Genomic DNA, 23,862 nt, shown 5'->3' with positions numbered 1-23,862 from the left:
CATGAATCGTCAGCGTCTGCTGCTCATCATCCTGCTGCTGTTGGCCATACTGGGCTTTTACGTCAGTGGCGCCCACACCTTCTTTACCCTGGAGACCTTGCAGGCCTACCGCAGCCAGTTTCAGGCAGCGTTCCAGCAGTCTCCCTGGCAAGTGGCGGGTCTCTTCTTCGCGGTGTATGTGGTGATGACGGCGCTCTCCTTGCCCGGCGCAGCCTTGTTGACGCTACTGGGCGGGGCACTGTTTGGCCTGGGCTGGGGGCTGCTGATCATCTCCTTTGCCAGCACTCTGGGGGCCACCCTGGCGTTCCTGCTCTCGCGCTTCTTGTTTCGTGGGCCGATTGAAAAGCGCTTTCCCCGCCAGTTCGAGACGGTCAACCGGGGCGTGGAGAAGGACGGCGCGTTCTATCTTTTCACGCTGCGCCTGGTGCCGATCTTCCCGTTTTTCATGATCAATCTGGTCATGGGACTCACGCGGATCAAGCTCACCACGTTTTACTGGGTGAGCCAGCTGGGCATGCTGCCGGGCACGGCCGTCTATGTGAACGCGGGCGGCCAGCTGGGTGAGCTGGAGAACCTGGGGGGAATCGTCTCGCCGGGGCTGCTGGCTTCGTTTGCACTGCTGGCGGTGTTTCCCTGGCTGGCCAGGCGTATTGCCGCTGCCGTGCAAACGCGAAAGGCTTATAAGGGCTTTACCCGGCCTGAGCGCTTCGACTACGACATTGTGGTGATCGGCGGTGGCTCGGCGGGGCTGGTCACCAGCTACATCGCCAGCGCCGTCAACGCCAAGGTAGCCCTCGTTGAAAAGCACAAGATGGGCGGCGACTGCCTGAATACCGGCTGCGTGCCTTCCAAAGCGCTGATACGGGCGGCACGGGCGGCCCACGAGATTCGCACCGCCCATCGGTTTGGCGTCAGCGCCAGTGCCCCCGAGGTGGACTTCGCCAAAGTGATGGGCCATGTCCATCAAGCCATTGCCGACATCGAGCCCCACGACAGCGTCGAGCGCTATACCGGGCTGGGGGTCACGGTGTATCAGGACCACGCCCGGCTCGTCACGCCCTGGCAAGTACGCGTGGGGGACACCACGCTCACCGCGCGCCATATCGTGCTGGCCACGGGGGCTCGCCCACGGGTGCCGCCGCTGCCCGGCATCGAGCACGCGCCGCTGCTCACCTCGGAAAACCTGTGGGCGCTCACCGAGCTGCCCAAGCGCCTGGTGGTGCTGGGCGGCGGCGCCATTGGCTGCGAACTCAGCCAAAGCTTTGCTCGGCTGGGCAGTCAGGTCACCCTGGTTGAAGGTGCGCCCCAGCTGTTGGGCCGGGAAGATAGCGAGGTAGGCGAGCATGTGGCAGGCACGCTCTCCGGGGAAGGCGTGACGGTGATGACGGGCGCCACTGCGCTGGAAGTCAGCCAGGCAGACGGTGCGCACCAGCTCGTCATCGAACACCAGGGGGAGCGTTTGACGCTGGCGTTCGATTATCTGCTGGTCAGCGCGGGGCGTCAGGCCAACGTGGAAGGCTTGGGGCTGGAAACACTGGGCATCAGTACGACCCAGGCCGGCACCCTGGCCCTCAACGAGCGGCTGCAAACCCGGGTGCCCAACATCTGGGCCTGCGGTGATCTGGCAGGCCCCTATCAGCTGACCCATGCGGCGGCGCATCAGGCCTGGCACGCCGCCGTCAACGCCCTGTTTGGCGAGCTGAAAAGCTTCGCCGTGGATTACCGTTTCATGCCCGCCGTGACCTACGTACAGCCGGAAGTGGCGCGGGTGGGGCTGAATGAAAAAGAGGCCACCGCCAAAGGCATTGCCTACGAAGTGACCCGCTACGCCATGCGCGACAGCGACCGCGCCATTGCCGAAGGTGCTACCGAAGGCTTCATCAAGGTGTTGACCGTGCCCGGCAAGGACAAGATTCTGGGCGCCACCATCGTGGCGGAAAACGCTGGCGAGTGGCTGGGCGAGTTCACACTGGCCATGAAACACGGGTTGGGGCTGAACAAGCTGCTCGGCACCATTCACCCCTACCCTACCCTGGGCGAAGCGGCCAAGGCCACCGCAGGCCTATGGAAGAACGCGCACAAACCCGAGCGTGTGCTGGCCTGGTTGAACCGCTACTTTCACTGGCGCCGTGGCGATTGACCAACGTGGGCAGGGGCGCCTGGGTGCGATGGGTCAGGGGCGTTGAGGGTCGTTTACGAAGTTTTCCATGATGTCGCGCACCAGTTTCCGCTGTGCCTGTGGTAACTGGCGATACAGGTCCAATAGCCTCAGCTCATCGGCATCGGGGGATACCTGCCAGGCGGCGGCGGGCTCCTTGACACCCGCCACCTCAGCCGCGCCGTAACGCAAATAGTGCGGAGAGACGGACAACCACTGGGCCAGGACCAGCAGCTTTTCCTGGCTTGGAAACGAGTCTCCCCGCAACCAGCGCCTGACCGCCTGGAAGGTGATGGGTTTTCCCCAATAGCGCAGATTGAATTCACGCTCCAGAACGGAGGGTCGGGCTTCGTACCCTGCCGCTTGCATGGCGGCTATCAAACGCTCGGCAAACATGCTTTTTTCATTCATGCCGCCAATGTGAAGTGATTCTTCAATAAGAGTTGAATAACGGTTAACCTTCTGATTGAATCATTACTTCAATTCCGAATTAAACTACACCGTGCATGCACCCCCACGCACCCCACAGATACGCAAGACGGCCACTAGCGCGCCAGGAGTCTGCCAGGATGAGCCAGACGCCTTATCTTCCTGAACCGAGTTATCTGCACCGTGCGTTATCGACCCTTGGTTCGGCACCCGACCCGGATACGCTGCTGAAGGGGCTGGCCAGCACGCTTTACCATATCAACCGTCAGCAGCCCATCGCCCTGTACCGTCTTCACGACGCCAAAGCACTGCACCTGACCTACTATCTTTCGCCTGCTGGCCAACAGGCAGCCCCCCATGCGCTGCGGCTCATCACCTCGCTCGCCTCTTTGTCCACGCTCGGGCTGGACTATCGCGACATCAAAGGCGAGTTCGGCACCTGGGGCTATGTGGCTTATCCAACGCCGGATACTCATGAGCAAACCCAGTGGCTGACGCTCTTAATCGACCTTGCCAGCCAGCGCCTGCGTCTTTTGAAGGCCGCCAATGCAACGCAGCGGCGTATACGCCTGAGGCGGCGAAGACGCTCGATTCTCAAAGACATGCAGCACACACGCAGTATCGACCATCTCGTTCAACGTCACGGACAAAGCTGGTGTCGCATCTTTCAAGCGGTCGGCATAGCGCTCTATTATCAGGAAGAGCTGGCCTGCTTTGGCCAGTACCCCCCTGAGCGCCAGCTTCTAGCGGCCATCGCGTCCCTGGCAGCACCGCTGGACGACACGGAGGCCATCGAGCTCGATGGCGAGTGCGCGGGCGGGATTGCCGTCAGTGTTCATGTTGCCGACGCACAGCCAGCGTGGCTGATGCTGTTTCGTCGTCGTCACGCCGTGCCACTGCTGCCCGAACTGAGCTGCCCGCATACTCCTGTCGGCTACTGGCTCGCGTCCGAGATCCACAGCCTTGCCGAGCTGGCCGATGACTTGACCTCGGTCATCACGGCCATCGAAATCGCCAATCTCAACCAGCAGCTCGTCGCCACGAATCAATGGCTGGAAACCCTGGCGCACAAGGACGCCCTTACCCAGTGCTGGAACCGTTACTATACCGAACTGGTGCTCGACAGTATCGACCCTACCCACACCACCATGGCGCTCATTCTGTTCGACATCGACGATTTCAAGTGCATCAATGACACTCATGGACATGCGGTAGGCGATGATGTGTTGCGCGATCTGGTCGCAGTGGTGCAGGGCACCTTGCGTCAGGGAGACCACCTTGGCCGCTGGGGCGGCGAAGAGTTCATGATTCTGGCCAGGGAGCTCGACCATGAGGGCACCTTGCAGTTTGCCAACCGCGTACGGCTAGCCGTCGCAAACGCCCGCTTCGCCGTGGCGGCGCCGGTCTCGATCAGTATGGGAGCCACGCTGGTACACGCCCATGAATCGCCTCGGCAATGGCTTGAACGCGCCGACCAGGGCCTCTATCTTGCCAAGCAGGCTGGCAAGAACCGGTGCGTTCTTTGCCCTTGATGCTGCCCTGCAGCCCTCGACAAAAGAGCACTCCCGATGCCCCCACCCAAGCGGCTGCTACTCATCGGCGCAGGCCACGCCCACGCCTTCGTGCTGGAAGCGTTTGCCCAGCGCCCGGACCCGACGATATCGCTCACGGTGGTCAGCGATAGTCCACTTGCCGCCTATTCCGGTGGCGTGCCTGCCTGGCTTGCGGGGGAGTGCACGCTGCGCGACACCCAGCTGGATATCGCCGCGCTCTGCCAGCGGGCGGGGGCTCGACTCATCGCCTCACCGGCCGTGGCCCTGTGCCCCACGAAACGCCAGGTCACCTTGGCAGATGGCCATGTGGTGGCCTTCGACGTGGCCTCGCTCAACGTGGGCGCAACTCTCCAGCAGCCTCAGCACCCCGAAAACGCTGAGCGCACGCTGCCCGCCCTGCTGGCCATGCGGCCACTCGGTTCTCTGCACCATCGCTGGCAGGCGCTGCTGGAGGATGTCGACCAGCTGACTCCCGGCACACGGCAGAACGTGGTAAGCGTGGGGGGCGGTGCGGCGGGCTGTGAAACCCTGATGAGCGTACTGGCACAGCTGCGCCAGCGGCGTCCCGACGTAGCATGGAAAGGCGCCATCATCAGCGCGTCCCCCTCGCTGCTGCCTGGCGCTGGCTGGCTACCGCGCAGACTGGTGCTGCGCGCACTTCAACGGGCCGATATTGCCGTACACGCGGGATTACGGGGCAGCGCCTTGGTGGCGGGCGGCGTGCATACGCAAGCAGGCCAGCGTATCGACGCCGATATCGTGCTCTGGGCCACCGGCGCCGTGGGCCAGCCTTGGCTCGAGAAAACCGCGCTGCCCCGCAACGAACGGGGGTTCATCAGCGTGGACACGACCCTCGAAGTCACAGGCCACTCGGGGATATTTGCGGCGGGAGACTGTGCAACGCTGGCCCAGCACACGCCGCCACTGCCCAAGGCCGGCGTATACGCAGTGCGCATGGGGCCCGTGCTGGCCGACAACCTGCGAGCCGCTTGCCACGGCGCCCCGCTGGCCACCTGGAAGCCCCCCAGGCGTGTGCTGGCACTGATTGGCACAGGGGACGGTCGCGCCATTGCCAGTCGAGGCGCCATCGGTTTTTCAGGCCGCTGGGTATGGGAATGGAAAAAGCGGATCGATGCGCGCTTCATTGCCCGCTTCAATCCGCCCTTCACGCATTAACACCGCCCCTGCCGCTGCTAGCCGTTGGCTTTGCGCCAGCCGCCCAGCACCCGGCTATCCGGGCCGAAGAATACCAGCCGATCATGGTCGATCAGGTAGCGGTAGGCGTTATCCAGCATGTCCGTGACCCGCTTGGCATCTTCCATGTTCGGGCAGGCCATGCGGGTCGACGCCAGCCCACCGAACTCGATGCGCTGACTCTCTCCCAGGCTGACCGTACCGGTAAACTGGTTGCAGCCATCCGAACCACTCACCTTGCCGTCACGCCCAATGCGGAAAAATGGCGTACTGGGCATCGACAAACGCTCATCGGTCCCCACCAGCAGCAGGTTCCAGCGCTGCTCGACGACCGGCCCCGACAGCGTGGATTGCGGCGCTTCGATTCGTTCCTGCTCAGGCGCGCTGCTGCACCCTACCAACATGGCTGCCCCCAAGGCAGCCAGTACCCACTTCACGCCATCGTATTTCATATCTGCTGTCTCTCCATGGGATATGCCTAACCTGAATCAAACTTGAACCAGCGATTTAGTCAGGGTTCAGCCCCTATTGCTTAAAGTTCACATTGTTACCTGAGGGGCTAGCGCACCACAAGCATGCCTCACTTCACCATCAGAGGATATCGACATGCCACAACTGCCTTTAAAAACCCTATTGACTGCCGTCTGCACCCTGGCGCTCGCCACCCCCTTGGCCGCGCAGGAGAACGTGGAACTCAACGCCGAAATCGTCGAGCGCTTCGATGATCTGTTCATCATTGACGAGGGCGACCGCCGTTTGCTGGTTCGCCCTGCCGAAGCGCTTGAACAGACCTTTCAGGTAGGTGACGAAATCCGCATCGAAGGCCGCCTGGAAGGCGACACCATCACCGAGGCCGTGGTGGGCTCGCCACAGCAGCGTGACCAGGACGCCGAACCTCAGCGCCCATCGGTGCGTGCGCCAGACGTGGCTGCCATCCAGCAACTGCTGGCAGAGCGAGCGTTCGGTGACATGGTGGAGCTGAAGCGCCGCGACGCCACGTTCCGTATCACCAGCATCAACAGCGATGGCTTCGAGGTGCGCAGCGACATCGATGAACAGGGCGAACTGTTGAGCTGGCATATCAAGCGCCCAGGCCATGACCGCCCCCACCGTGACGAAACGCTGGACAGCCTGGCGCAAGAGAGCGTGATCGATTCACTGGCAGATCAGGGCTACCTCGATGCCACGCTGCTGGAGTTCAAAGGCCGACACATGGAGTGGGTCGCCAGCAATGCCGATGAGCAGACGGTATTGCTGCACGTGGACTACCGCGGCGATGTTTACCGGGAAAAACGTCTTCCCGAGTGGCCCGCCCAATAACCCGGCACATGCCGACCAGACTTGCTGACCAATAGAGAGGATATCTCATGAACACAGCACTCAAAACACGCCTCACGCGTCGCGTCATCACCCCCACGCTTGCACTGTTACTCAGCGCCACGGCCTTGAGCAGCGTGGCCCAAACCCCGGGGTTCAGCACCCTGGAGGGCGAAGTACAAGAGCACTTCGGCCATGATTTCGTCATCGAAGCCAACGGCGAGCGGGTTCTGGTTCGCCAATCTCCGCATGCCAGCGCCAACGTGACCCAAGGAGACACCGTCACGGTTACCGGGCAGCGCTTCGAGGGCACTCTGCAGGCACAGGAAGTGCTCAACAGTGATGGCACTTCCCTCAGCAGCGCATCTGCGTTCTCTCCCGCGCCCCACATGGCACAGGGAGCGCGAGGCCAGTGGCATGCGCCACAAGCCAATATCGCCGCCTTGCAGGCTCAGTTGCAGGAGCGTGGCTTTGGTGACATCTATCGGGTAGAGCCCAAGAGTAGCCATGTTCGTGTACAGACCACCGCCAATGGCATGCCGGTAGAAGTACGCTTCGAACATGACGGCAGCTTCCGTGAGTGGCGCATCCATCGCCCAGGCAAGTCGCGGCCGCGTGCCGGTGAGTGGGGCACGGTGCCCATGGCGCAAGTCAGCCAGCTGGTCGCACAGCAGGGTTACACCAGCCCCAGAATCGTCGACAGCAAGGGCCGCCACCTGGAAGTACTGGCCCAAAACAGTCGCGGTGAAGCCGTGGAACTGCACGTCGATTATGCGGGCCAGGTCTACCGTGAAAAACGCCACTACACCATGGGCTTCTTCAACTAACGCTTCACCCCATCAGGGCCGCCTTCGGGCGGTCTTTCCGCAGCCGGGAGCACCAGTTGAACACTCAGTCCCCCCGCCGAGCCCTCAGCCAGGGTCAGTTGACCGCCATAGAGCTGAGCCAGGTCCTGCACGATGGCCAACCCCAGACCATCGCCAGGCGTCGACTCATCGAAACGCTCACCTCGCTCTACGGCCTTCACACGCTGTTGCTCCGACATGCCAGGGCCGTCATCCGAGATGACCAGATGCAGGGTGCTGGGGGTTTCCAGATGGGCCTCCACCGTTACCTGGCGCTGCGCCCATTTACAGGCGTTGTCCAACAGATTGCCCAGCAGTTCGTCCAGGTCCTGGGACTCCCCGCGAAAGGCCAGCTCAGGATCGCAGCGGACGTCGATTGCCACCTGCGGATAGACATGGCGCATTACCACCACCAGGCCCTCCAGGGTATCGGCCACAGGGGTACGCTCGCCCAGATGATAACCGGCGCCTACCGCACGAGCGCGACGCAGATGGTGGTCTACCAGCCGCTGAAGACGGGTCAGCGCTTCACTGACCACAGGGTCGTTGACCTGCGCTTTGGTCAGGGTATTGACCAGCATGGCCAGGGGCGTCTTGAGCCCATGGGCCAAGTTGCCTACGTGCTGTCGGCTGCGGGCAATCACCTCGCGGTTGTGCTGTACCAGGGCATTGATCTCCTCCACCAGCGGCTTGAGTTCCTCTACCGTGGCAAGGGCGAGTCGATCACGACGCCCCTGTCGCACCGCCAACAGATCGCGCCGCAGCCGCGTCAGCGGCGTCAATCCCCAGCGCACTTGCCACCATACCGCCAGGCCAAGCCCGATGCCCAGCGCCCCCAGCGACGCCCCCAAGGGCAGAATGATCTGGGAGAGTGCATGGTCGATATCCTGTTGAGGGCCTGCCACGGTAATGGTGAGCCCAGGCCCACTGCCCGGCGCCGAAAACTGGCGTGCCCTGGCGCGCAAAGGCTCCTTATCGGGCCCAGCCAGGCTAAAGGCACCTGCCGAGACGGGCGGCACGGCCAGGCTGGCATCCAGCAAGGAGCGCGAGGCAATCAGCACCTCCCCCTCGTGGGCAATCTGCCAGTACCAGCCCGAATAGATACGGTCGAACTGAGGCCCACCAACATCGCGAGTCTTGACCAGTTGCCCCTGCTCGTTGAACTCCACCGACGCCATCAGCCCCAGCAAGTTGGCTTCCAGGCGTGCATCGAAGGTGCGTTCGGCATGCGCCTTGAACAGCCAATAGATGAAGATGCCTACCGCTATCAGCGCCAGAGCGCTCCATAGCCCCGCAGACCCCAGCAGACGAGCCCGCAAGGAGAGATTCATGGCTGACGACACAGCCGATACCCCTGGCCACGCAGGGTTTCGATACGCCCGGCCCCGACCTTGCGGCGCAGCCGACTGATGATCACTTCCAGCGAGTTGTAATCTCGGTCACTGTCATAGGAGTACAAATGCTCGGAGAGCTCGGTGCGACTCACCACCTTCTCGGCGTGATGAATCAGGTATACCAGCAGTTGCGTTTCGAAGGCCGTCAGTTTCAGGGGCAGACCCGACAAACTGAAGACCCCCAGCTGGGAGTCATACTCCAGCTCACCACAGCGCAGCACCACATCGGCATGACCTGACGCCCGGCGGATCAGCGCACGCAGCCGCATGATGATCTCTTCCATGCGAAAGGGCTTGGTGACATAGTCATCCGCGCCTGCCCGAAACCCCTGGACCTTTTCACTCCAGCCATCCCGTGCAGTCAGAATCACGACGGGCAGGGTGCGGCCGTGGTGCCGCCAATCGTGCAGTACGCTGAGCCCATCACGCCCCGGCAGGCCAAGGTCGAGCACTGCCGCATCGTAGCTTTCCTGATTGCCCATGTAGACCGCTTCGTTGCCGTCGCCGACCACATCCACCACGAAACCACTAACTTCAAGGGCCGTACGCATTTGCTCGGCCAGATGCGTCTCGTCTTCCACCACCAGGATACGCATGATTCAGGTTCCCTCCGAGGCGGAGGCAGGCAGCAGACGAGCCTCTATTTGACCCCGGCCATCGATTTCCAGAAAACGGCCATTCTCACGGGCGATGCGAATCTTCAGCACGTTGCCCTGCTCGGTCAACAAGCGCAGCTCGTATACCTGGTCGCTGTTCTCCCACCCTCGGCCACTTTTGACCTCGATATCCAGCAGCTCGCCCTGATAACGCTGCTGAACGATGTCGATGGCCTCGTTGGCGGTCAATTGGGCCATGGCCATGGCAGGCAACCCGAGCAACAGCCAGCTGGCGCCCAGCATGAGGGCTCGTATGTGATTGAAGCGTTTAATCATCGTCGCGACTCCTTGCAAGACCACTCTGAAATGGGGCTTGCTACTATAGCCAGCATCGCCTTAACCCTGACTGAACAGCGCTGCCGTTCAGGTTACCGTCAGCTTGCAGGGCCTATAATGGCCGAACGTATTGCGTTAATAACATGGGTAACCACTATGCTGCTATACCATTGGCAAGTGAAGGCGACGGCCATCATCGCCCCGCTCATGCGCCTGGGGGCGCTGTGTCTGGCTCTCCTGGCCCTGCCGGCACAGGCTCAACCGGACCTGGATACCCCCGCAACGCCCATTGCCACGGCACAAAGTGCGGGGCTGTACGTCGAAGGCGTGGTCAGCGAGCGTTTCGGCACCAGTTTCGTGCTGGAAGATGCCAGCGGGCGGCTGTTGATCGACACCTGGCCCGAAGGCAGTGCCAACACCGAGGTGCAACCGGGTGACGAGGTCGGGGTTTTCGGCCTGCCGGACGGCCAGCGCATGCAGGCACGCTGGCTGGTGATCGGTAACGCGCTGATAGAAGTAGACGAGCCAATGACATCGCCCCCGTTGGCAGGAAACCGGCTGGACCGCTCGGCACCCGTGGCACATGCCTCGTTGACCGAACTCCGCAACGATGATGATTTTTTCCGAGAGCAGGCAAGCCAGGCGGGGTATCAGCCGCTGGGCGGTGTGGAGTACAAGTCACGCCACGTGGAGCTACGCGCCATCAACCCCTTCGGTGAAACCGTAGAGCTCCACATGGAATTCAGCGGTGACATCTACAAGGAGCGCCACCGCGACTGAATCACCAGCTACCGCTGTTCTCCATGGATGCCCAGGGCTCTTGCGGTGCCAGGGCATCGCCTTTTTGCAGCAGTTCGATGGAGATGCCATCCGGCGACTTCACGAACGCCATATGGCCATCCCGAGGCGGACGATTGATGGTGACGCCATTGTCCTGGAGCTTCTGGCACAGGTCGTAGATGTTCTCGACACGGTAAGCCAGGTGACCGAAATTGCGCCCGCCGGTGTACTCCTCGGGGTCCCAGTTGTAGGTCAGTTCCAGCTCGGGCGCCGTCAGGCGCGCTGAGCGCTCTTCATCGTCCGGCGCAGCCAGGAATATCAGCGTAAAACGCCCTTTCTCGTTCTCTTTACGGCGTACTTCCTTAAGACCTAGCAGGTCGCAATAGAAGTGAAGCGAAGCGTCCAGGTCATGGACGCGAACCATGGTATGTAGAAATTGCATTGAGTCGTCTCTCTCTGGTCAAGTGCAGCGCCAGTAGGTCAGCGCTAACCCTTTGCTATGGTTGAAGATACTCGCTAAAGATAGCAGGCGGACGCGCATCGCGGGTGAATCCTAGCACCGCGTAGTCGTCTACCCTGCCGGTTTCCATGCCCGGTGAACCATGCGGCATACCGGGTACGGCCAGGCCAGCAATAGCCGGGCGCTCCTCCAGCAAGCGCTGAATGTCACCCGCTGGCACGTGGCCCTCGATGACATAGCCCTCTACCAGCGCCGTATGACAGGACGCCAGCTCAGGGGTAACGCCATGCTCTATCTTGATGGCGCGCACCCCATCATGGCGGTGGTGGTCGACCTCGAAGCCAGCCTCTTCCAGATGGCTGACCCAGTCGCTGCAACAGCCGCAGTGTGGGTCACTGTGTACCTCGATCACGGGAGCGGCCTGTGCAGACGACAACGATACGGCCAGCCCTGCTATCATCAACAGCGGCATTATTAGACGTTTTTTTGACATTTCATCACCATCACTAAAGATCTGTATAATACTAACACCATCACGCGATAGACGGGACGACCCCGGGAGGCATCAGTGGATTCGATTACACAGGCGGCATTGGGCGCCGCTGTGGGCGGCGCGATATTGGGACGCCGTTGGGGCCGCAAGGCCATCGTGGTGGGCGCGCTTTTGGGCACACTGCCCGACCTGGACGTGGTGCTGGACTACGGCGATGCGGTGGCCAATGTCACCGAGCACCGTGGCTTCAGCCATTCGCTGTTCGTGCTGACGGGGCTGGGTACGCTGCTGGCCCTCCTGACCGCCTACCGCTGGCCCGCCACGCGGCAGCGCCCCGTTCACCTGCGCCACTGGTGGTGGTTTTACGTCCTCTGCCTCACCACCCACCCGCTGCTGGACGCCCTGACCACCTACGGCACTCAGCTGTTCTGGCCGCTGGAAGTGCCCCCGGCTGCCTGGCCGATCGTGTTCATCATCGACCCGCTTTATTCGCTGCCGCTATTGCTGGCCCTGCTGATTGGCGCCTCGACCCACAAGGTGCAAAAAGCGTGTCGCGTGGGCCTGGCGGTGTCCAGCGCCTACCTGCTGCTGGCAGCGGGCGCCAAGTGGCACGTCGAGCAGCGCCTGGCCCCCGCCCTGGCCGAGGCCAACCTGCAGCAGGCGCCGGTAATGGTGCAGCCCACCCCCTTCAATATTGCCCTATGGCGCGCCACGATCATTGACGACGATCACTACTACGAGAGTCTGATCAGCGTGTTCGACCGCCAGCGCACACCTACGCTTGAGCCCTTGCGGCGTAACGTGGCACTGGAAAGCGCGGCCCTTGGCAACCCCAAAGGGGAGCGCCTGGCCTGGTTCACGGGGCCATTCCTGCGCTACGAGATCCGCCAGATCGATGGCGTCGATACGCTAATCGCCACCGACATTCGCCTCGGGTTCCCCGGCTTTCACCCCTTCAACTTCACCCTGGCCACCCGGGAAGATGAGCGCTGGGTACCGCTGGAGAGCAGCGAACAGGTCAGCACCCCTCGCGGGCTGGAGCTGGAAACGCTGGCGCGCCTGGCGTCACGGGCAGGCGGCGATATTTCGGCACTCTGCGCCACTGACTTCGTCGATCCTCAATGGCGAGCAGAGCCCTTCCTCTATCGCTGCTGACCCCGCATGAAGGGAAGCTCAGAATTGTGGTCAGGGCGCAATGCCCTGGCCACACCCCTTGTACTGCTCGCCGCCGATACTGACCGTGACACGGGCTGGGTACGGCTGGCCTTTCATGTCGTCAAAACAGGCCCCTGATTCGATCCTTACCCGGAAAAACGACTCGGCATCGGCGTTTTCGATCACCACACGACCCGCGGCGTTATCCATGACGCTGACCATATAAGGCAGCGTGGTCGTTTCACTGCCGTACTGCGTGGTCCAGGTCATGACCGGTGCGTCATGGGCCAGCTCGATACTCCAGCCGGGCTCGTTGCCTCGCGCCAGGAACATGACGCCCGGATGTGCCGAACGGGTGGCCGCAGCGCGTGCCAACCCCTGCTGGCACTGCAACTGGCCACGCGGCGTCTCTACCTGGGCCTGCTCGCCACGGTTCCAGAAGCTGATCTCGCCATCCTGATAACGCGCACCACTGGCCACCACGGCCTGCGGCAAACGCCAGGCACCGTGCAGCGACCACAAGCGTAATTCGTCGCCATTCAAGGCGGTGACCAGGTCCTGATGAGCAGGCTGGCAATGCCAGGCCTGGAACTGCTCCGCACTGCCGGGAAACAGTGCAGAAGGCAACAAGGGCGCGGTGCTATGCACCGTGGTGCGGGTGGGGGTTTCTGCCGCAGGTGGGGCACTGGCACAGCCTGCCAGCAGGGCCACCGAGGCCATGGCCAACAGCGGACGAAAGGTAATGGGCTTGGCGATCATGAGGCAGGTTCCCGTTATGACGGTTTGAAGGCGCTGAGATCGTGCGGATCGAAAGACGTTACCTCTGCGGGCAAGCCGAGCGCTTCGCGCCGGACCTTGACCTGCATCTTTTCGGCCAGCCGTTCGGCATCGTCATCGGTGGTGCGGCCGTTCAGTTCGGCCAGTTGCGACATGCCCTGGTGATAAAAGGTCAGGATATCCAGCGCCAGACGATTGTCCTCTTCTACCCCACGACGCAGCGGCTGCAGATAGCTGCTGATGCGCGACAGGTGGTGCTTGAGCTGCCAGACATAGCGCATCTCCACCATCCAGGGCCGCTCACGCAGGGCGGCAAACATGGCGCTGGTCGCCAACAGGCCCAGCAGCACCCCGAGGGCATTCAGCCAGAAGCTGCTGCCGAAAGTCGCGGTCAGCAGCATGGAGAACAGCAGGCCGAACACCACCAGCTGCCCTGCCATGATGATGCTGATGATGCGCGCCTTGCGCCGATAGGTATCTGGATCGTGTTGCTCAAGGGTAAAGGCCATGGCCAACCTCGTTATCGAAAGGAACCTCTTATGATACGGGGCTGACCAGGTCAGTCAACGCGCTCAGGCCAGCTGTTCGGCGGCGCTCTTCAGCAGCCGCTCGGTGGTCTCCCAACCCACGCAGGCATCGGTGACCGAGACGCCATAGCGCAGTTGGCCCGGGCTCAGCGGCTGCTTGCCTTCGAACAGATGGCTCTCCAGCATCAGCGCGACCAGGCGGGCCTCGCCTGCCTGGCGCTGCGCCAGCACCTCCCGCATGACCTCGCTTTGCCGACGATGATCCTTGCGAGCGTTGGCATGGCTGCAGTCCACCATCAGGCGCGGGTTCTGCCCCGCACGCTGCAGCGTGTCGATGGCCGCCTGCACGTGGTGGGCCTGGTAATTGGGCTCGCCGTGCCCGCCGCGCAACACCACATGGGTGTGCGGGTTACCGGCGGTTTCCTGCATGATGGGGCGCCCCTGGCGGTCCATGGCAAACCGCTGATGGGCGTGCGCCGCGGCCTGCATGGCGTCGATGGCCACCTGCACATCGCCACTGGTGGCATTCTTGAAACCCACTGCGGCGGTCAGGTCACTGGCCAGCTCCCGGTGCAGCTGGGACTCCGTGGTCCGCGCGCCAATCGCCACCCAGCTCAGCAGGTCATCCAGGTAAGGCGCCAGCATGGGCTGCAGCAGCTCGGTCGCTACCGGCAAGCCGCGCGAGGCTACCGCATGCATCAACTCCCGCGACAGGGCAACTCCATGAGGCATGTCGCCACTGCCATCCAGGTGCGGGTCGTAGGCCAGCCCCTTCCAGCCCACCGTGGTACGCGGCTTCTCCACGTAGACACGCATGACCGGCAGGATATGCTGGCCAATGTCGTCGCTGAGCGCCGCCAGGCGGTCGGCATACTCCAGTGCGGCATCCGGGTCGTGAATGGAGCAAGGCCCGACCACCACCAGCAGGCGGTCATCCTGGCCATTCAAAATACGCTGCACTGCACGCTGCTGCTCGGCAATCTGTACGGCCAAGGGGGCACTGATGGCAATGCGCTGGCGCAGCTCAGCGGGCAACGGCAAGGGCGTGGAGGACAAGGAGACGTGGTCGTCTGCCAGGGGCGTGCATTGGGGGGCAATAGGGGCATTCATGGGTCAACTCTCCGAGATCGTGGGACACAGCGCTAAACATCGCAATCCTTCCTTGCCACCCAGGCAAGCACGGTCGGAGGTGGCAGCTTGCACCGACCGCGCGTCACTAAATCGCCAGCCATAGCCATAGCCGATATGACGGAAGGCCTGGGGGCTAACGATTGCGCGGTTGCGGTAAGACATGGTGCAGCTCCTGTGTTGCATTGAATGAAAACCCGTGGCCCGTTCAGGCCAGCCTGGCTGACCGCAGCGTAAAACGAAAAAAGCCTCGGTGGGGTAACCCACCGAGGCTTTTTTGCATGCGGCAGGTCACCTGTGCGGTGTGCCTGCCGGCCCGACATCAGGCGTCGGCCAGCGGCACACCCTGGCTAAACCAATACGCTGCATAATAAACGGACTGGGAAGACGCGACGCTCAGCGACGTATTCGCCCACGCGCTCGCCACCGTTTCCGGTTGGCGCTGGCGGCGGTCTGAACACGCAGCATGATGCATGGCGGCTTCCTCATGAAAAGTCATAATGACGATACTGCTTAATCCTGCCTGCCAAAATGCCAAATGGCAACCCGCCATTCGAGGTTCTTCATGCAAGATTTTCCGTTCAAGGGGCTGGCCTGCCCGCCAGGCCAGCGACAGCCTCAGTTACTGAAGGCCTGAATCCAGCCGATGGTGGCGGGCAGCGCACTCATGCTGACCAGCACGACGATGCCCAGCACGATAGGCAGCAGTCCGGATTCATCTTTGAAGTCTTCATCATGATGGGCCATATAGCCTCCTCGTCAAGGGTCTACAGGCGGCTCTTGCCGCTCTATTGCTTACGTCGGTGGATCATTCTAGTGAGGGCGTGGAGCGTAGGCAAACACATCCGAGAACATACGCTCACTGCTCGCGCCCAGCCGCTCCAGCACATCGACACAGGCGTACACCATGCCCGGCGAACCAGAGAGGTAAATATCACAGCCTTCCGGCGTGCCCAGCGTTTTTTCCAGCGCCTTCACCAACTGGCTTTCCAGCACCAGGTCTACCCGCCCCTGGTGGTGGTGAATACGCTCGCCAGCAGCGAGAGGTTCGGTCAGCGGAAACTCGGTCACTGCATGAAACGACAGCTGCTCGGCCTGCTGAGCCCACTGGCATGCCAGGTCTTCGGCATACAGGTCGCGGTGCTCGCGGTTTGCCCACCACAGCGATATCGGCCGCTGTGGCTGGTCACGCAGGGCCGCCTCGACGATGGCTTTCATCTGCGCGAACCCGGTTCCTGCGGCGATCAGCAGCAAGGGGCGCTCACTCTGCCCATCCAGCACACAGACACCGCTGGGCAGGCGTACGGTCAACTGGTTGGCTACCTGTAGCAACTGGCGTAACCGACGGGAGTTCTCGCGCTCGGGCCAGTGCTGGATCTGCAGTTCCAAGGTGCCGTCGCCGCGGTCGGCGCTGGCAATCGAGAAAGGCACCCAGGTATCGTCGTCCAGCTTGAGTTCCAGGTACTGGCCGGGCGCATGCTGCATTGCCTCTGCGCGTCCGGCAAGCGCCACCCTGAAGACATCGGGAGTGAGATCTTCAACGGCGGTCACCTGGCAGGTCAGCGTTTTACACGTTGACGTATTAACGCTCATGAAAGCCTCTTTTTGGCAAATCGTTCAGTCCCACGGCAGCACTAGCCGTGTCGCGGTGCGGGCAGGGGAATATCGATACCCAGCTCTTCCCAACGCTGGTCGACGCGGGTCTTGATGGCATCGTCCATCACGATGGGCGTTCCCCACTCTCGGTCGGTTTCCCCGGGCCACTTGTTGGTGGCGTCCAGGCCCATCTTGGAGCCCAGCCCGGAAACCGGCGAGGCAAAGTCCAGGTAATCGATGGGGGTGTTCTCGACCATCACCGTGTCCCGGGCCGGGTCCATGCGGGTGGTGATTGCCCACATGACGTCTTCCCAGTTACGGGCATCGACGTCGTCGTCCAGCACGATCACGAATTTGGTGTACATGAACTGACGCAAAAAGCTCCACACCCCCATCATCACCCGCTTGGCATGGCCCGGATACTGCTTCTTCATGGTGACCACCGCCATGCGGTAGGAGCAGCCTTCCGGCGGCAGGTAGAAATCGACGATTTCGGGGAACTGCTTGCACAGGATCGGCACGAACACCTCGTTGAGCGCCACGCCTAGAATGGCGGGCTCATCGGGAGGACGCCCCGTGTACGTAGAGTGGTAGATCGCGTCGCGGCGCATGGTCATGCGCGTCACGGTAAACACCGGGAACCGGTCTACTTCGTTGTAGTAGCCGGTGTGGTCGCCGAAGGGGCCTTCCGGGGCCATGTCGTCGGGGTAGATGAACCCTTCCAGCATGATTTCGGCGGAGGCAGGCACGTCCAGCTCGGCATGGCCGCACTTGACCAGCTCGGTGCGCGACCCGCGCAGCAGCCCGGCAAACGCGTACTCCGAGAGCGAATCGGGCACCGGGGTGACCGCTCCCAGTATCGTGGCGGGGTCTGCCCCCAGGGCCACGGCCACGGGGAAGGGCTCGCCAGGATGCGCCTTCTGGAATTCCAGAAAGTCCAGCGCGCCCCCACGATGAGACAACCAACGCATGATCAGCCGGTTCTTGCCGATCTTTTGCTGGCGGTAGATCCCCAGGTTCTGACGTTTCTTGTGCGGCCCTTTGGTGATCACCAGCGGCCAGGTCACCAGCGGCGCTGCATCACCCGGCCAGCAGTGCTGAATGGGCAGACGGTCCAGGTCTACGTCGTCACCTTCGTAGACCACTTCCTGGACCGGGGCGCGTTTGACGTTCTTCGGCCCCATGCTGAGCACCTGCTTGAAGATCGGCAGCTTCTCCCAGGCATCTTTCAGCCCTTTGGGCGGGTCAGGCTCCTTCAGAAACGCCAGCAGTTTGCCGACTTCCCGCAGGGCTTCTACCGACTCCTGCCCCATGCCCAGCGCAACACGCTTGGGCGTACCAAACAGGTTGCCCAACAGGGACATGTCGTGACCTTTGACATTTTCGAACAGCAGTGCCGGGCCACCGGCACGCAGCGTACGGTCACAGATTTCGGTAATTTCAAGGTAGGGGTCAACTTCGGCGGTAATGCGCTTGAGCTCACCTTGAGCTTCCAGCGCTGCTATGAAATCGCGCAAGTCGTTGTACTTCAAGGTCCTCTCCTCAACCCGGATATCAGTCGCCGCGTAGCGGGTGGCGCCACAATGCAGCGCCTTAACGGCGCTTCATTGCCTCGAAGAATTCCAGATTCGTCTTGGTATCTTTCAGACGGTCGATCAGGAACTCGGTCGCGGCCGTATCTTCCATCGGGTTGAGCAGCTTGCGCAGAATCCACATGCGCTGCATTTCGTCTTCCGACGCCAGCAGGTCTTCGCGACGCGTGCCGCTGCGACGAATGTTGATGGCCGGGAAGACGCGCTTTTCGGCCAGCTTGCGGTCCAGGTGGGCTTCCATGTTGCCGGTACCCTTGAACTCTTCGAAGATGACCTCGTCCATCTTGGAGCCGGTGTCGACCAGCGCCGTGGCGATGATCGTCAGGCTGCCGCCCTCTTCGATGTTACGCGCCGCACCAAAGAACCGCTTGGGCTTCTCCAGCGCGTGGGCATCGACACCACCGGTCAGTACCTTGCCAGAGCTGGGCACCACGGTGTTGTAGGCCCGCGCCAGACGGGTGATGGAGTCGAGCAGAATCACCACGTCCTTCTTGTGCTCGACCAGCCGCTTGGCCTTCTCGATGACCATTTCGGCGACCTGAACGTGACGCGCCGGCGGCTCATCGAACGTCGAGGCCACGACTTCGCCACGCACGGTGCGCGACATCTCGGTGACTTCCTCCGGGCGCTCATCGATCAGCAGTACGATCAGATGACACTCGGGGTTGTTACGCGTGATGGAAGTGGCGATGTTCTGCAGCATCAGTGTCTTACCCGCCTTGGGGGGCGACACCAGCAAACCACGCTGCCCTTTGCCGATGGGGGCGGTCAGGTCGATGATACGTGCGGTGAGATCTTCGGTGGAGCCGTTGCCGATCTCCATGCGCAGACGCTCGGTGGGAAACAGCGGCGTCAGGTTCTCGAAGAGAATCTTGTGCTTGGCGTTTTCCGGGCGGTCAAAGTTGATCTGACTCACCTTCAACAGGGCAAAGTAACGCTCACCCTCTTTCGGCGGACGGATCTTGCCAGAAATGGAGTCGCCCTTGCGCAGATTGAAACGACGAATCTGTGAAGGCGAGACGTAGATGTCGTCCGGTCCGGCGAGGTACGAGCTATCCGCGCTACGCAGGAAGCCAAAGCCGTCCTGAAGAATTTCCAGTACACCGTCGCCATAAATGTCCTCGCCACTTTTGGCGTGTTTCTTGAGGATGGCGAAAATGATGTCCTGCTTGCGCGAACGGGCGAGGTTGTCGATACCCATCTCGCGGGCAATATCGAGCAGCTCGGGAACGGTTTTTTGCTTGAGTTCAGTGAGATTCATCGGTGTGTTAGAAAATTGCTCATGAAAGCTGGGCGACGAGCGCCGGGAATAAGACAGGAGGCGAGGCCTAAGTCATTAGGGCAAAGCGCCGAGTGATGCGTTCAGACTCCATCCAGGCACACGCTCGATTGATAAGTATGGGCAGTCGCGTCGGCCATGATGTAGCCATTAGCCGTAATTGGTGACCGCTGGGCGTGAGGGTAGGTTATCTGACGACTTGGACATCTGGCTGATGCCATCGGAATACGTCTTGCTCGGGGTGCCGAGTCAACACGCTTGTCTGGACGTACAAGCCAACTCGGATCAGGCCAGTTACCCGATGGTAGTCAAGCCCCGCGACAAACGCAAGCCTTTGGCAATTGACAATAGCCAGAGGGCGCCGCAACCTTGGCATAGCCAACTTGAAGGATAGCTCATGCCCAAGGACATTTCGCTCCCCACCGATGCGCCTAACAGCGAAGTAGACAGCGCTGCCCCTCAGCGCCTGGCCGCCATTGACCTGGGCTCCAACAGCTTTCACTTGCTGGTTGCCAACTACCAGAACGAGCGGCTGCAAGTCGTTGCCCGGCAGGGTGAGAAGGTGCAGCTTGCTGCAGGCCTGGATGCTAATGGCTACCTCAGCGAAGCCGCCATGCAGCGGGCGCTGGATTGCCTGAGCCGCTTTGCGCCCTTTCTGACCGACATAGAGAGCGCCAACCTGCGGGTGGTGGGCACCAACGCGCTGCGCGACGCCCACAATAGCCAGGACTTCATCGAACGCGCCGAAGCCCAGCTTGGCCACGCCATTGAAATCATTGCGGGGCGTGAAGAGGCCCGACTGATCTATCTGGGCGCCGCCCATGCCCTGGCCGAGAACGGCCGCCGCCTGATCGTCGACATTGGCGGGGGCTCCACGGAATTCATCATTGGTGAAGCCTTCGAGCCCAAGGCGCTGGAGAGCCTGCGCATGGGCTGCGTGACGTTCAGCCAGCGCTTTTTTGCCGATGGCGAGATTACCGAAAAGCGCATGCGCCGCGCCGAGCTGGCGGCACTCTCGGAACTGGCCAATATCCAGCGGCCTTACCAGCGCCTGGGCTGGGATGACCCGGTGGGCTCCAGCGGCACGATCAAGGCTGCCGCCAGCGTTCTGTTCGCCTACGGCGATGCGCCCCAGGAAGGGGTGATTACCCGCAGCGGCCTGCAAAAGCTCAGAGAGCGGCTGGTAAAGTGCAAGCACCTGGACAAGGTCGAGCTGGATGGCCTGAAGGCAGACCGCGCCCGGGTATTCCCGGCGGGCATCGCCATTCTCAATGCCGTTTTCGAAGCCTTCGACCTGCACCAGATGCGTTTTGCCGATGGCGCGCTGCGGGAAGGCGTGCTGTATGACATGGCCGGGCGCAACAGTGCCGAAGACACTCGCTCACGCACCCTGGAGCTGCTCAAGCGCACCTACGACGTGGATGCCCGGCAAGCCGAGAACGTGGCCGACACCGCTGGGCGGCTGTTCAAACGACTCCAGCCCTCCTGGAGGTTGAGCAACGAACAGGGACATTTCCTGAACTGGGCCAGCCATGTCCACGAGATCGGGCTCGCCATTTCCCATAGCCAGTTCCATCGTCACGGCGCTTACTTACTGGAGCATTCGGACCTGGCCGGGTTTTCACGCCCGGAACAGCGCTTGCTGGCCTTTCTGGTGCGCGCCCATCGACGCAAGTTTCCGCTCAAGGAGTGGCAGGCACTGCCCGCATCCCAACAGCCCACGGCGGGCAAGCTGGCTCGCCTGCTGCGTCTGGCGGTGCTGCTCAATCACTCTCGGCCCGAAAGCCCTCCGGCACTGCCACACATCGTGGTCGATGACAGCGGTGAAGGTTTGGTGATCACGCTCCCCCAGAGCGATGAGCCTACCCTGCTGAGCACCGACCTGGAGCAAGAGCAGGGGCATATTGCGGGGGCGGGTTTCGTGCTGACGCTCGTCAGCTAGTCAGGGCACCGCACCGCCACCCCCGCCGCCTGCCAGAGCACTCTGGCAGGCGGCTGCAAGATGGCCAGGCAGCACTCTCCTTCCATCACCAGCAGCAGCCGCTGACGCTCCCAAGGGGGGATCGACTGCTCCTGCAACCAGCGCTTCAGGTCACGACGGCCACGCCCCGGCAGCACCAGCGCTTCTCCGCCCTGACGCCCACGCAGCACGAATGAGGCGCTAGCCGCATCTTGTGCTCCCGTTTCCACCTCGAGCGCCAGCGTGCCCAGCGGCGTCGCCAGGCCTGCCCGGCCATCCCACACCGCCTGCCAGCCATCCAGCGGTGCCTGCGGGGCCATCACGTAAAGCCCGCCCCGCCATACCCGCGCTTCGGCCCCAGGCCATGTGATGCACACACGCGCCTGAGCGGCAGCACGCAACTGGTCCAGCAGGCTGGCCAACCGCGCCTGTGGCGGCGTCGGTAACCCGTGTTGCTGGCACAGCGTCCGCACCAGCAGCCGTTGGCGAGGGAGTGGCAGCGCGGCCAGGGCATGGGCGTCGATACACCCGGGCGACAGCGCCAAACCGGCCAGCTCATCGGCAGCGTAGCTGGCCAGTAGCCCATCGGCCTCTCCCGCCCAGGCGGCACTGCGGGCCAACGCCCGGGCGGCCCCGGGCCAACGCTGGCCGAGCACGGGCAGCACGGCGTGGCGCAGGTAGTTGCGATCGTAATAGGTATCCTGATTGGTAGGGTCTTCGCACCACGCCAGCCCCTCGTGCCGGGCAGCCTCGCGCAGCTGGTCTCGCCGAACGCGCAGCCACGGGCGCAGCAGTACACGCCCCTGCCACTCACGGCGCCAAGGCATGCCAGCCAACCCACGAATACCGCTTCCGCGCAGCGCTGCCAGCAGCCAGGTCTCTGCCTGATCATCCTGATGCTGGCCCAGCCATAGCGTGTCGCCGGGGGCGAGGTACTCGAAAAAGGCCTGATAGCGCGCCCGCCGGGCAGCGCCTTCGATACCCTCCCCCTGCGGTTCGACGCTGACCCGCGCCACGCTGAGCGGGACGCCGAGCCGCTGGCAAAGCGCTGTACAGTGGGCTTCGAAGTCGGCGGCGGCAGGCTGCAAACCATGGTGAACGTGCAGCGCACGCAGGCTGCGGCCACGCAGCTGGCAGGCCCTTGCAGCCAGAGTCAGCAGCAGCGAGGAGTCCAGTCCGCCCGAGAGCGCCACCCAAACGCAACGCCCCGGCGGGGTCTCCGCCAGGGCGTCGTCGAGCAGCGCAAGCAGTGCGTCAGGCGGCAGGGGCGCCATAGCTCATCAAGCGTGCGTAGCGGCGCTCCAGCAGCGCCTCATGGTCCAGCGCCTGGAGCCGATCGAGGCTTGCCGTCAGCGCTTCCTTGACCCGCTCTGCGGTGGTGACGGGATGACGGTGGGCGCCGCCCAGCGGCTCCTTGATCAACGAGTCCACGAACCCCAGCTCCTTGAGGCGCTCGGCCGTGATACCCATGGCCTGAGCCGCGTCGGAGGCCTTCTCGGCACTCTTCCACAAAATGGAGGCGCAGCCTTCCGGAGAGATGACCGAGTAGGTGGAGTACTGCAGCATGTGCAGCTCGTCACACACGCCAATCGCCAGGGCACCACCGGAGCCACCCTCCCCGACCACCGTAGAGATGATCGGCGTTTTCAGCCGCGACATGACGGCCAGGTTATAGGCGATGGCTTCCGACTGGCCACGCTCTTCGGCATCGATGCCGGGGTAGGCGCCAGGAGTGTCGATGAAGGTGAGAATGGGCATCTTGAAGCGCTCGGCCATCTCCATCAAACGGCACGCTTTGCGGTAGCCTTCCGGACGCGGCATGCCGAAGTTGCGGCGCACTTTCTCTTTGACGTCGCGGCCCTTCTGATGGCCAATGACCATGACCGGCGCATCGTTCAGACGAGCAACGCCACCGACCAGCGCCGCGTCGTCGGCGAAGTTGCGATCACCGTGCAACTCGTCGAAGTCGGTAAAGATGTACTCCAGGTAATCCAGCGTATAGGGGCGCTGCGGGTGCCGCGATAGCTGGGAAACCTGCCAGGGGGTCAAGTCCTTGAAGATCGACTCCGTCAGCTTGCGGCTTTTCTCTTCCAGCCGAGCAATCTCGTCAGAGAGGTTCACCTGGCTGTCGGAGCTGACCAGACGCAGCTCTTCGATCTTTGCCTGGAGCTCGGCAACGGGCTGTTCAAAATCAAGATAATTTGGATTCATCGGCTCTGCCTGTAAGCTGCCTGTCATAAAAAGGCATTGTCAAAACGCATCTCGGTTGGGGCCATTATCGCACCCTGACCCC

The 23,862-nt window shown here is 62.4% G+C and carries 25 protein-coding genes; 8 read left to right on the top strand and 17 right to left on the bottom strand.

Going from position 1 to position 23,862, the window contains the following annotated elements:
* Position 1: 1 nt before the first annotated feature.
* Entirely contained in the window at positions 2-2,140 is a 2,139-nt protein-coding gene (locus IE061_RS12660; RefSeq protein ID WP_096922101.1) for an FAD-dependent oxidoreductase, read from the top strand.
* A 33-nt stretch (positions 2,141-2,173) separates the two neighbouring features.
* Here the strand turns inward: IE061_RS12660 and IE061_RS12655 are convergent, their stop codons facing one another.
* Positions 2,174-2,554: a transcriptional regulator gene (locus IE061_RS12655; protein WP_229800689.1), complete on the bottom strand. Its 381-nt coding sequence runs from the start codon at positions 2,552-2,554 to the stop codon at positions 2,174-2,176.
* Positions 2,555-2,727: 173 nt separating this feature from the next.
* On the opposite strand from IE061_RS12655, the gene IE061_RS12650 reads away from it, so the two are divergent.
* The gene (locus IE061_RS12650; protein WP_193461755.1) at positions 2,728-4,119 is read left to right on the top strand and encodes a GGDEF domain-containing protein; all 1,392 of its coding nucleotides are present in this window, start codon (positions 2,728-2,730) and stop codon (positions 4,117-4,119) included.
* A gap of 36 nt (positions 4,120-4,155) precedes the next feature.
* Positions 4,156-5,316, top strand: coding sequence for an FAD-dependent oxidoreductase (locus IE061_RS12645; RefSeq protein ID WP_193461754.1), 1,161 nt, complete (start codon positions 4,156-4,158; stop codon positions 5,314-5,316).
* Between the two features lie 17 nt (positions 5,317-5,333).
* Here the strand turns inward: IE061_RS12645 and IE061_RS12640 are convergent, their stop codons facing one another.
* Positions 5,334-5,786 carry an META domain-containing protein gene (locus IE061_RS12640; protein ID WP_096922098.1) on the bottom strand — a complete coding sequence of 151 codons (453 nt, stop codon included), beginning with the start codon at positions 5,784-5,786 and terminating at the stop codon, positions 5,334-5,336.
* 154 nt (positions 5,787-5,940) lie between these two features.
* Between IE061_RS12640 and IE061_RS12635 the strand changes: the two genes are divergently transcribed.
* Positions 5,941-6,654 (top strand): hypothetical protein, encoded by a 714-nt coding sequence (locus tag IE061_RS12635; protein ID WP_096922097.1) that lies wholly within the window; start codon positions 5,941-5,943, stop codon positions 6,652-6,654.
* A 47-nt stretch (positions 6,655-6,701) separates the two neighbouring features.
* Positions 6,702-7,478, top strand: coding sequence for a hypothetical protein (locus IE061_RS12630; protein ID WP_096922096.1), 777 nt, complete (start codon positions 6,702-6,704; stop codon positions 7,476-7,478).
* On the opposite strand, the gene IE061_RS12625 is transcribed toward IE061_RS12630, so the two are convergent.
* From IE061_RS12625 to IE061_RS12615, 3 genes are read right to left on the bottom strand one after another with little or no spacing between them, the layout of a single operon-like run.
* Positions 7,475-8,839 carry an ATP-binding protein gene (locus IE061_RS12625; RefSeq protein ID WP_193461753.1) on the bottom strand — a complete coding sequence of 455 codons (1,365 nt, stop codon included), beginning with the start codon at positions 8,837-8,839 and terminating at the stop codon, positions 7,475-7,477. The two genes, IE061_RS12630 and IE061_RS12625, sit on opposite strands and share 4 nt — an antisense overlap.
* Complete coding sequence (locus IE061_RS12620) at positions 8,824-9,486, bottom strand: response regulator transcription factor (RefSeq protein WP_193461752.1); 663 nt, start codon at positions 9,484-9,486, stop codon at positions 8,824-8,826. Before IE061_RS12620 ends, IE061_RS12625 begins: the two co-directional genes overlap by 16 nt.
* A gap of 3 nt (positions 9,487-9,489) precedes the next feature.
* Positions 9,490-9,822, bottom strand: coding sequence for a PepSY domain-containing protein (locus tag IE061_RS12615; protein WP_052196303.1), 333 nt, complete (start codon positions 9,820-9,822; stop codon positions 9,490-9,492).
* A 156-nt stretch (positions 9,823-9,978) separates the two neighbouring features.
* Here IE061_RS12615 and IE061_RS12610 point away from each other — a divergent pair, with 156 nt between their 5' ends.
* A complete protein-coding gene (locus IE061_RS12610) occupies positions 9,979-10,602 on the top strand; it encodes a hypothetical protein (protein ID WP_193461751.1) in 624 nt (207 codons plus the stop codon).
* A gap of 1 nt (position 10,603) precedes the next feature.
* Here IE061_RS12610 and gloA read toward each other — a convergent pair whose 3' ends face one another.
* Both gloA and IE061_RS12600 read right to left on the bottom strand, forming a co-directional pair.
* Entirely contained in the window at positions 10,604-11,044 is a 441-nt protein-coding gene (gene gloA, locus IE061_RS12605; RefSeq protein WP_016915020.1) for a lactoylglutathione lyase, read from the bottom strand.
* 55 nt (positions 11,045-11,099) lie between these two features.
* Complete coding sequence (locus IE061_RS12600; protein ID WP_026001843.1) at positions 11,100-11,555, bottom strand: DUF411 domain-containing protein; 456 nt, start codon at positions 11,553-11,555, stop codon at positions 11,100-11,102.
* A 75-nt stretch (positions 11,556-11,630) separates the two neighbouring features.
* On the opposite strand from IE061_RS12600, the gene IE061_RS12595 reads away from it, so the two are divergent.
* The gene (locus tag IE061_RS12595; RefSeq protein WP_193461750.1) at positions 11,631-12,710 is read left to right on the top strand and encodes a metal-dependent hydrolase; all 1,080 of its coding nucleotides are present in this window, start codon (positions 11,631-11,633) and stop codon (positions 12,708-12,710) included.
* Positions 12,711-12,740: 30 nt separating this feature from the next.
* On the opposite strand, the gene IE061_RS12590 is transcribed toward IE061_RS12595, so the two are convergent.
* The 8 genes from IE061_RS12590 to rho form a co-directional block, all read right to left on the bottom strand.
* Entirely contained in the window at positions 12,741-13,469 is a 729-nt protein-coding gene (locus IE061_RS12590) for an MliC family protein (protein ID WP_189462681.1), read from the bottom strand.
* Between the two features lie 14 nt (positions 13,470-13,483).
* On the bottom strand, positions 13,484-13,996 hold the full coding sequence (locus tag IE061_RS12585; protein ID WP_189462680.1) for a DUF3087 family protein: 513 nt from the start codon (positions 13,994-13,996) through the stop codon (positions 13,484-13,486).
* A 63-nt stretch (positions 13,997-14,059) separates the two neighbouring features.
* Complete coding sequence (locus IE061_RS12580) at positions 14,060-15,124, bottom strand: 3-deoxy-7-phosphoheptulonate synthase (RefSeq protein WP_189462679.1); 1,065 nt, start codon at positions 15,122-15,124, stop codon at positions 14,060-14,062.
* Positions 15,125-15,464: 340 nt separating this feature from the next.
* On the bottom strand, positions 15,465-15,617 hold the full coding sequence (locus IE061_RS12575; RefSeq protein WP_161792501.1) for a hypothetical protein: 153 nt from the start codon (positions 15,615-15,617) through the stop codon (positions 15,465-15,467).
* A gap of 143 nt (positions 15,618-15,760) precedes the next feature.
* On the bottom strand, positions 15,761-15,889 hold the full coding sequence (locus tag IE061_RS18200; protein ID WP_016915027.1) for a hypothetical protein: 129 nt from the start codon (positions 15,887-15,889) through the stop codon (positions 15,761-15,763).
* A gap of 66 nt (positions 15,890-15,955) precedes the next feature.
* Positions 15,956-16,735 carry an FAD-binding oxidoreductase gene (locus tag IE061_RS12570; protein ID WP_189462678.1) on the bottom strand — a complete coding sequence of 260 codons (780 nt, stop codon included), beginning with the start codon at positions 16,733-16,735 and terminating at the stop codon, positions 15,956-15,958.
* A 41-nt stretch (positions 16,736-16,776) separates the two neighbouring features.
* Positions 16,777-18,270, bottom strand: a complete 1,494-nt coding sequence (gene ubiD / locus IE061_RS12565; protein ID WP_039175248.1) for a 4-hydroxy-3-polyprenylbenzoate decarboxylase — start codon at positions 18,268-18,270, stop codon at positions 16,777-16,779.
* Between the two features lie 61 nt (positions 18,271-18,331).
* A complete protein-coding gene (rho, locus tag IE061_RS12560) occupies positions 18,332-19,591 on the bottom strand; it encodes a transcription termination factor Rho (RefSeq protein ID WP_016915030.1) in 1,260 nt (419 codons plus the stop codon).
* A 415-nt stretch (positions 19,592-20,006) separates the two neighbouring features.
* On the opposite strand from rho, the gene ppx reads away from it, so the two are divergent.
* Positions 20,007-21,551 carry an exopolyphosphatase gene (ppx, locus tag IE061_RS12555; protein WP_193461749.1) on the top strand — a complete coding sequence of 515 codons (1,545 nt, stop codon included), beginning with the start codon at positions 20,007-20,009 and terminating at the stop codon, positions 21,549-21,551.
* Here ppx and tilS read toward each other — a convergent pair.
* Both tilS and accA read right to left on the bottom strand, forming a co-directional pair.
* Positions 21,548-22,843: a tRNA lysidine(34) synthetase TilS gene (gene tilS / locus IE061_RS12550; protein WP_193461748.1), complete on the bottom strand. Its 1,296-nt coding sequence runs from the start codon at positions 22,841-22,843 to the stop codon at positions 21,548-21,550. The genes ppx and tilS overlap by 4 nt on opposite strands.
* The gene (gene accA / locus IE061_RS12545; protein ID WP_039175245.1) at positions 22,824-23,780 is read right to left on the bottom strand and encodes an acetyl-CoA carboxylase carboxyl transferase subunit alpha; all 957 of its coding nucleotides are present in this window, start codon (positions 23,778-23,780) and stop codon (positions 22,824-22,826) included. The genes tilS and accA overlap by 20 nt, the downstream gene beginning before the upstream one ends.
* Between the last annotated feature and the right edge of the window lie 82 nt (positions 23,781-23,862).

The organism is Vreelandella hamiltonii, from assembly GCF_014651795.1.
Classification (GTDB): Bacteria; Pseudomonadota; Gammaproteobacteria; order Pseudomonadales; family Halomonadaceae; genus Vreelandella; species Vreelandella hamiltonii.
The sequence above is the reverse complement of the archived record's forward strand: the minus strand, read 5'-3'. Positions and strand labels throughout refer to the sequence as shown.

Bases quoted from the DNA above. Each gene is read 5' to 3' on its own strand.
- IE061_RS12615 (WP_052196303.1), bottom strand. From the start codon at position 9,822: ATGATTAAACGCTTCAATCACATACGAGCCCTCATGCTGGGCGCCAGC.
- IE061_RS12630 (WP_096922096.1), top strand. From the start codon at position 6,702: ATGAACACAGCACTCAAAACACGCCTCACGCGTCGCGTCATCACCCCC.
- IE061_RS12575 (WP_161792501.1), bottom strand. From the start codon at position 15,617: ATGCATCATGCTGCGTGTTCAGACCGCCGCCAGCGCCAACCGGAAACG.
- gloA (WP_016915020.1), bottom strand. From the start codon at position 11,044: ATGCAATTTCTACATACCATGGTTCGCGTCCATGACCTGGACGCTTCG.
- IE061_RS12645 (WP_193461754.1), top strand. From the start codon at position 4,156: ATGCCCCCACCCAAGCGGCTGCTACTCATCGGCGCAGGCCACGCCCAC.
- IE061_RS18200 (WP_016915027.1), bottom strand. From the start codon at position 15,889: ATGGCCCATCATGATGAAGACTTCAAAGATGAATCCGGACTGCTGCCT.
- IE061_RS12590 (WP_189462681.1), bottom strand. From the start codon at position 13,469: ATGATCGCCAAGCCCATTACCTTTCGTCCGCTGTTGGCCATGGCCTCG.
- IE061_RS12570 (WP_189462678.1), bottom strand. From the start codon at position 16,735: ATGAGCGTTAATACGTCAACGTGTAAAACGCTGACCTGCCAGGTGACC.
- IE061_RS12640 (WP_096922098.1), bottom strand. From the start codon at position 5,786: ATGAAATACGATGGCGTGAAGTGGGTACTGGCTGCCTTGGGGGCAGCC.
- IE061_RS12610 (WP_193461751.1), top strand. From the start codon at position 9,979: ATGCTGCTATACCATTGGCAAGTGAAGGCGACGGCCATCATCGCCCCG.
- IE061_RS12660 (WP_096922101.1), top strand. From the start codon at position 2: ATGAATCGTCAGCGTCTGCTGCTCATCATCCTGCTGCTGTTGGCCATA.
- IE061_RS12580 (WP_189462679.1), bottom strand. From the start codon at position 15,124: ATGAATGCCCCTATTGCCCCCCAATGCACGCCCCTGGCAGACGACCAC.
- IE061_RS12655 (WP_229800689.1), bottom strand. From the start codon at position 2,554: ATGTTTGCCGAGCGTTTGATAGCCGCCATGCAAGCGGCAGGGTACGAA.
- IE061_RS12600 (WP_026001843.1), bottom strand. From the start codon at position 11,555: ATGTCAAAAAAACGTCTAATAATGCCGCTGTTGATGATAGCAGGGCTG.
- IE061_RS12635 (WP_096922097.1), top strand. From the start codon at position 5,941: ATGCCACAACTGCCTTTAAAAACCCTATTGACTGCCGTCTGCACCCTG.
- IE061_RS12650 (WP_193461755.1), top strand. From the start codon at position 2,728: ATGAGCCAGACGCCTTATCTTCCTGAACCGAGTTATCTGCACCGTGCG.
- accA (WP_039175245.1), bottom strand. From the start codon at position 23,780: ATGAATCCAAATTATCTTGATTTTGAACAGCCCGTTGCCGAGCTCCAG.
- IE061_RS12620 (WP_193461752.1), bottom strand. From the start codon at position 9,486: ATGCGTATCCTGGTGGTGGAAGACGAGACGCATCTGGCCGAGCAAATG.
- ppx (WP_193461749.1), top strand. From the start codon at position 20,007: ATGCCCAAGGACATTTCGCTCCCCACCGATGCGCCTAACAGCGAAGTA.
- tilS (WP_193461748.1), bottom strand. From the start codon at position 22,843: ATGGCGCCCCTGCCGCCTGACGCACTGCTTGCGCTGCTCGACGACGCC.
- IE061_RS12585 (WP_189462680.1), bottom strand. From the start codon at position 13,996: ATGGCCTTTACCCTTGAGCAACACGATCCAGATACCTATCGGCGCAAG.
- rho (WP_016915030.1), bottom strand. From the start codon at position 19,591: ATGAATCTCACTGAACTCAAGCAAAAAACCGTTCCCGAGCTGCTCGAT.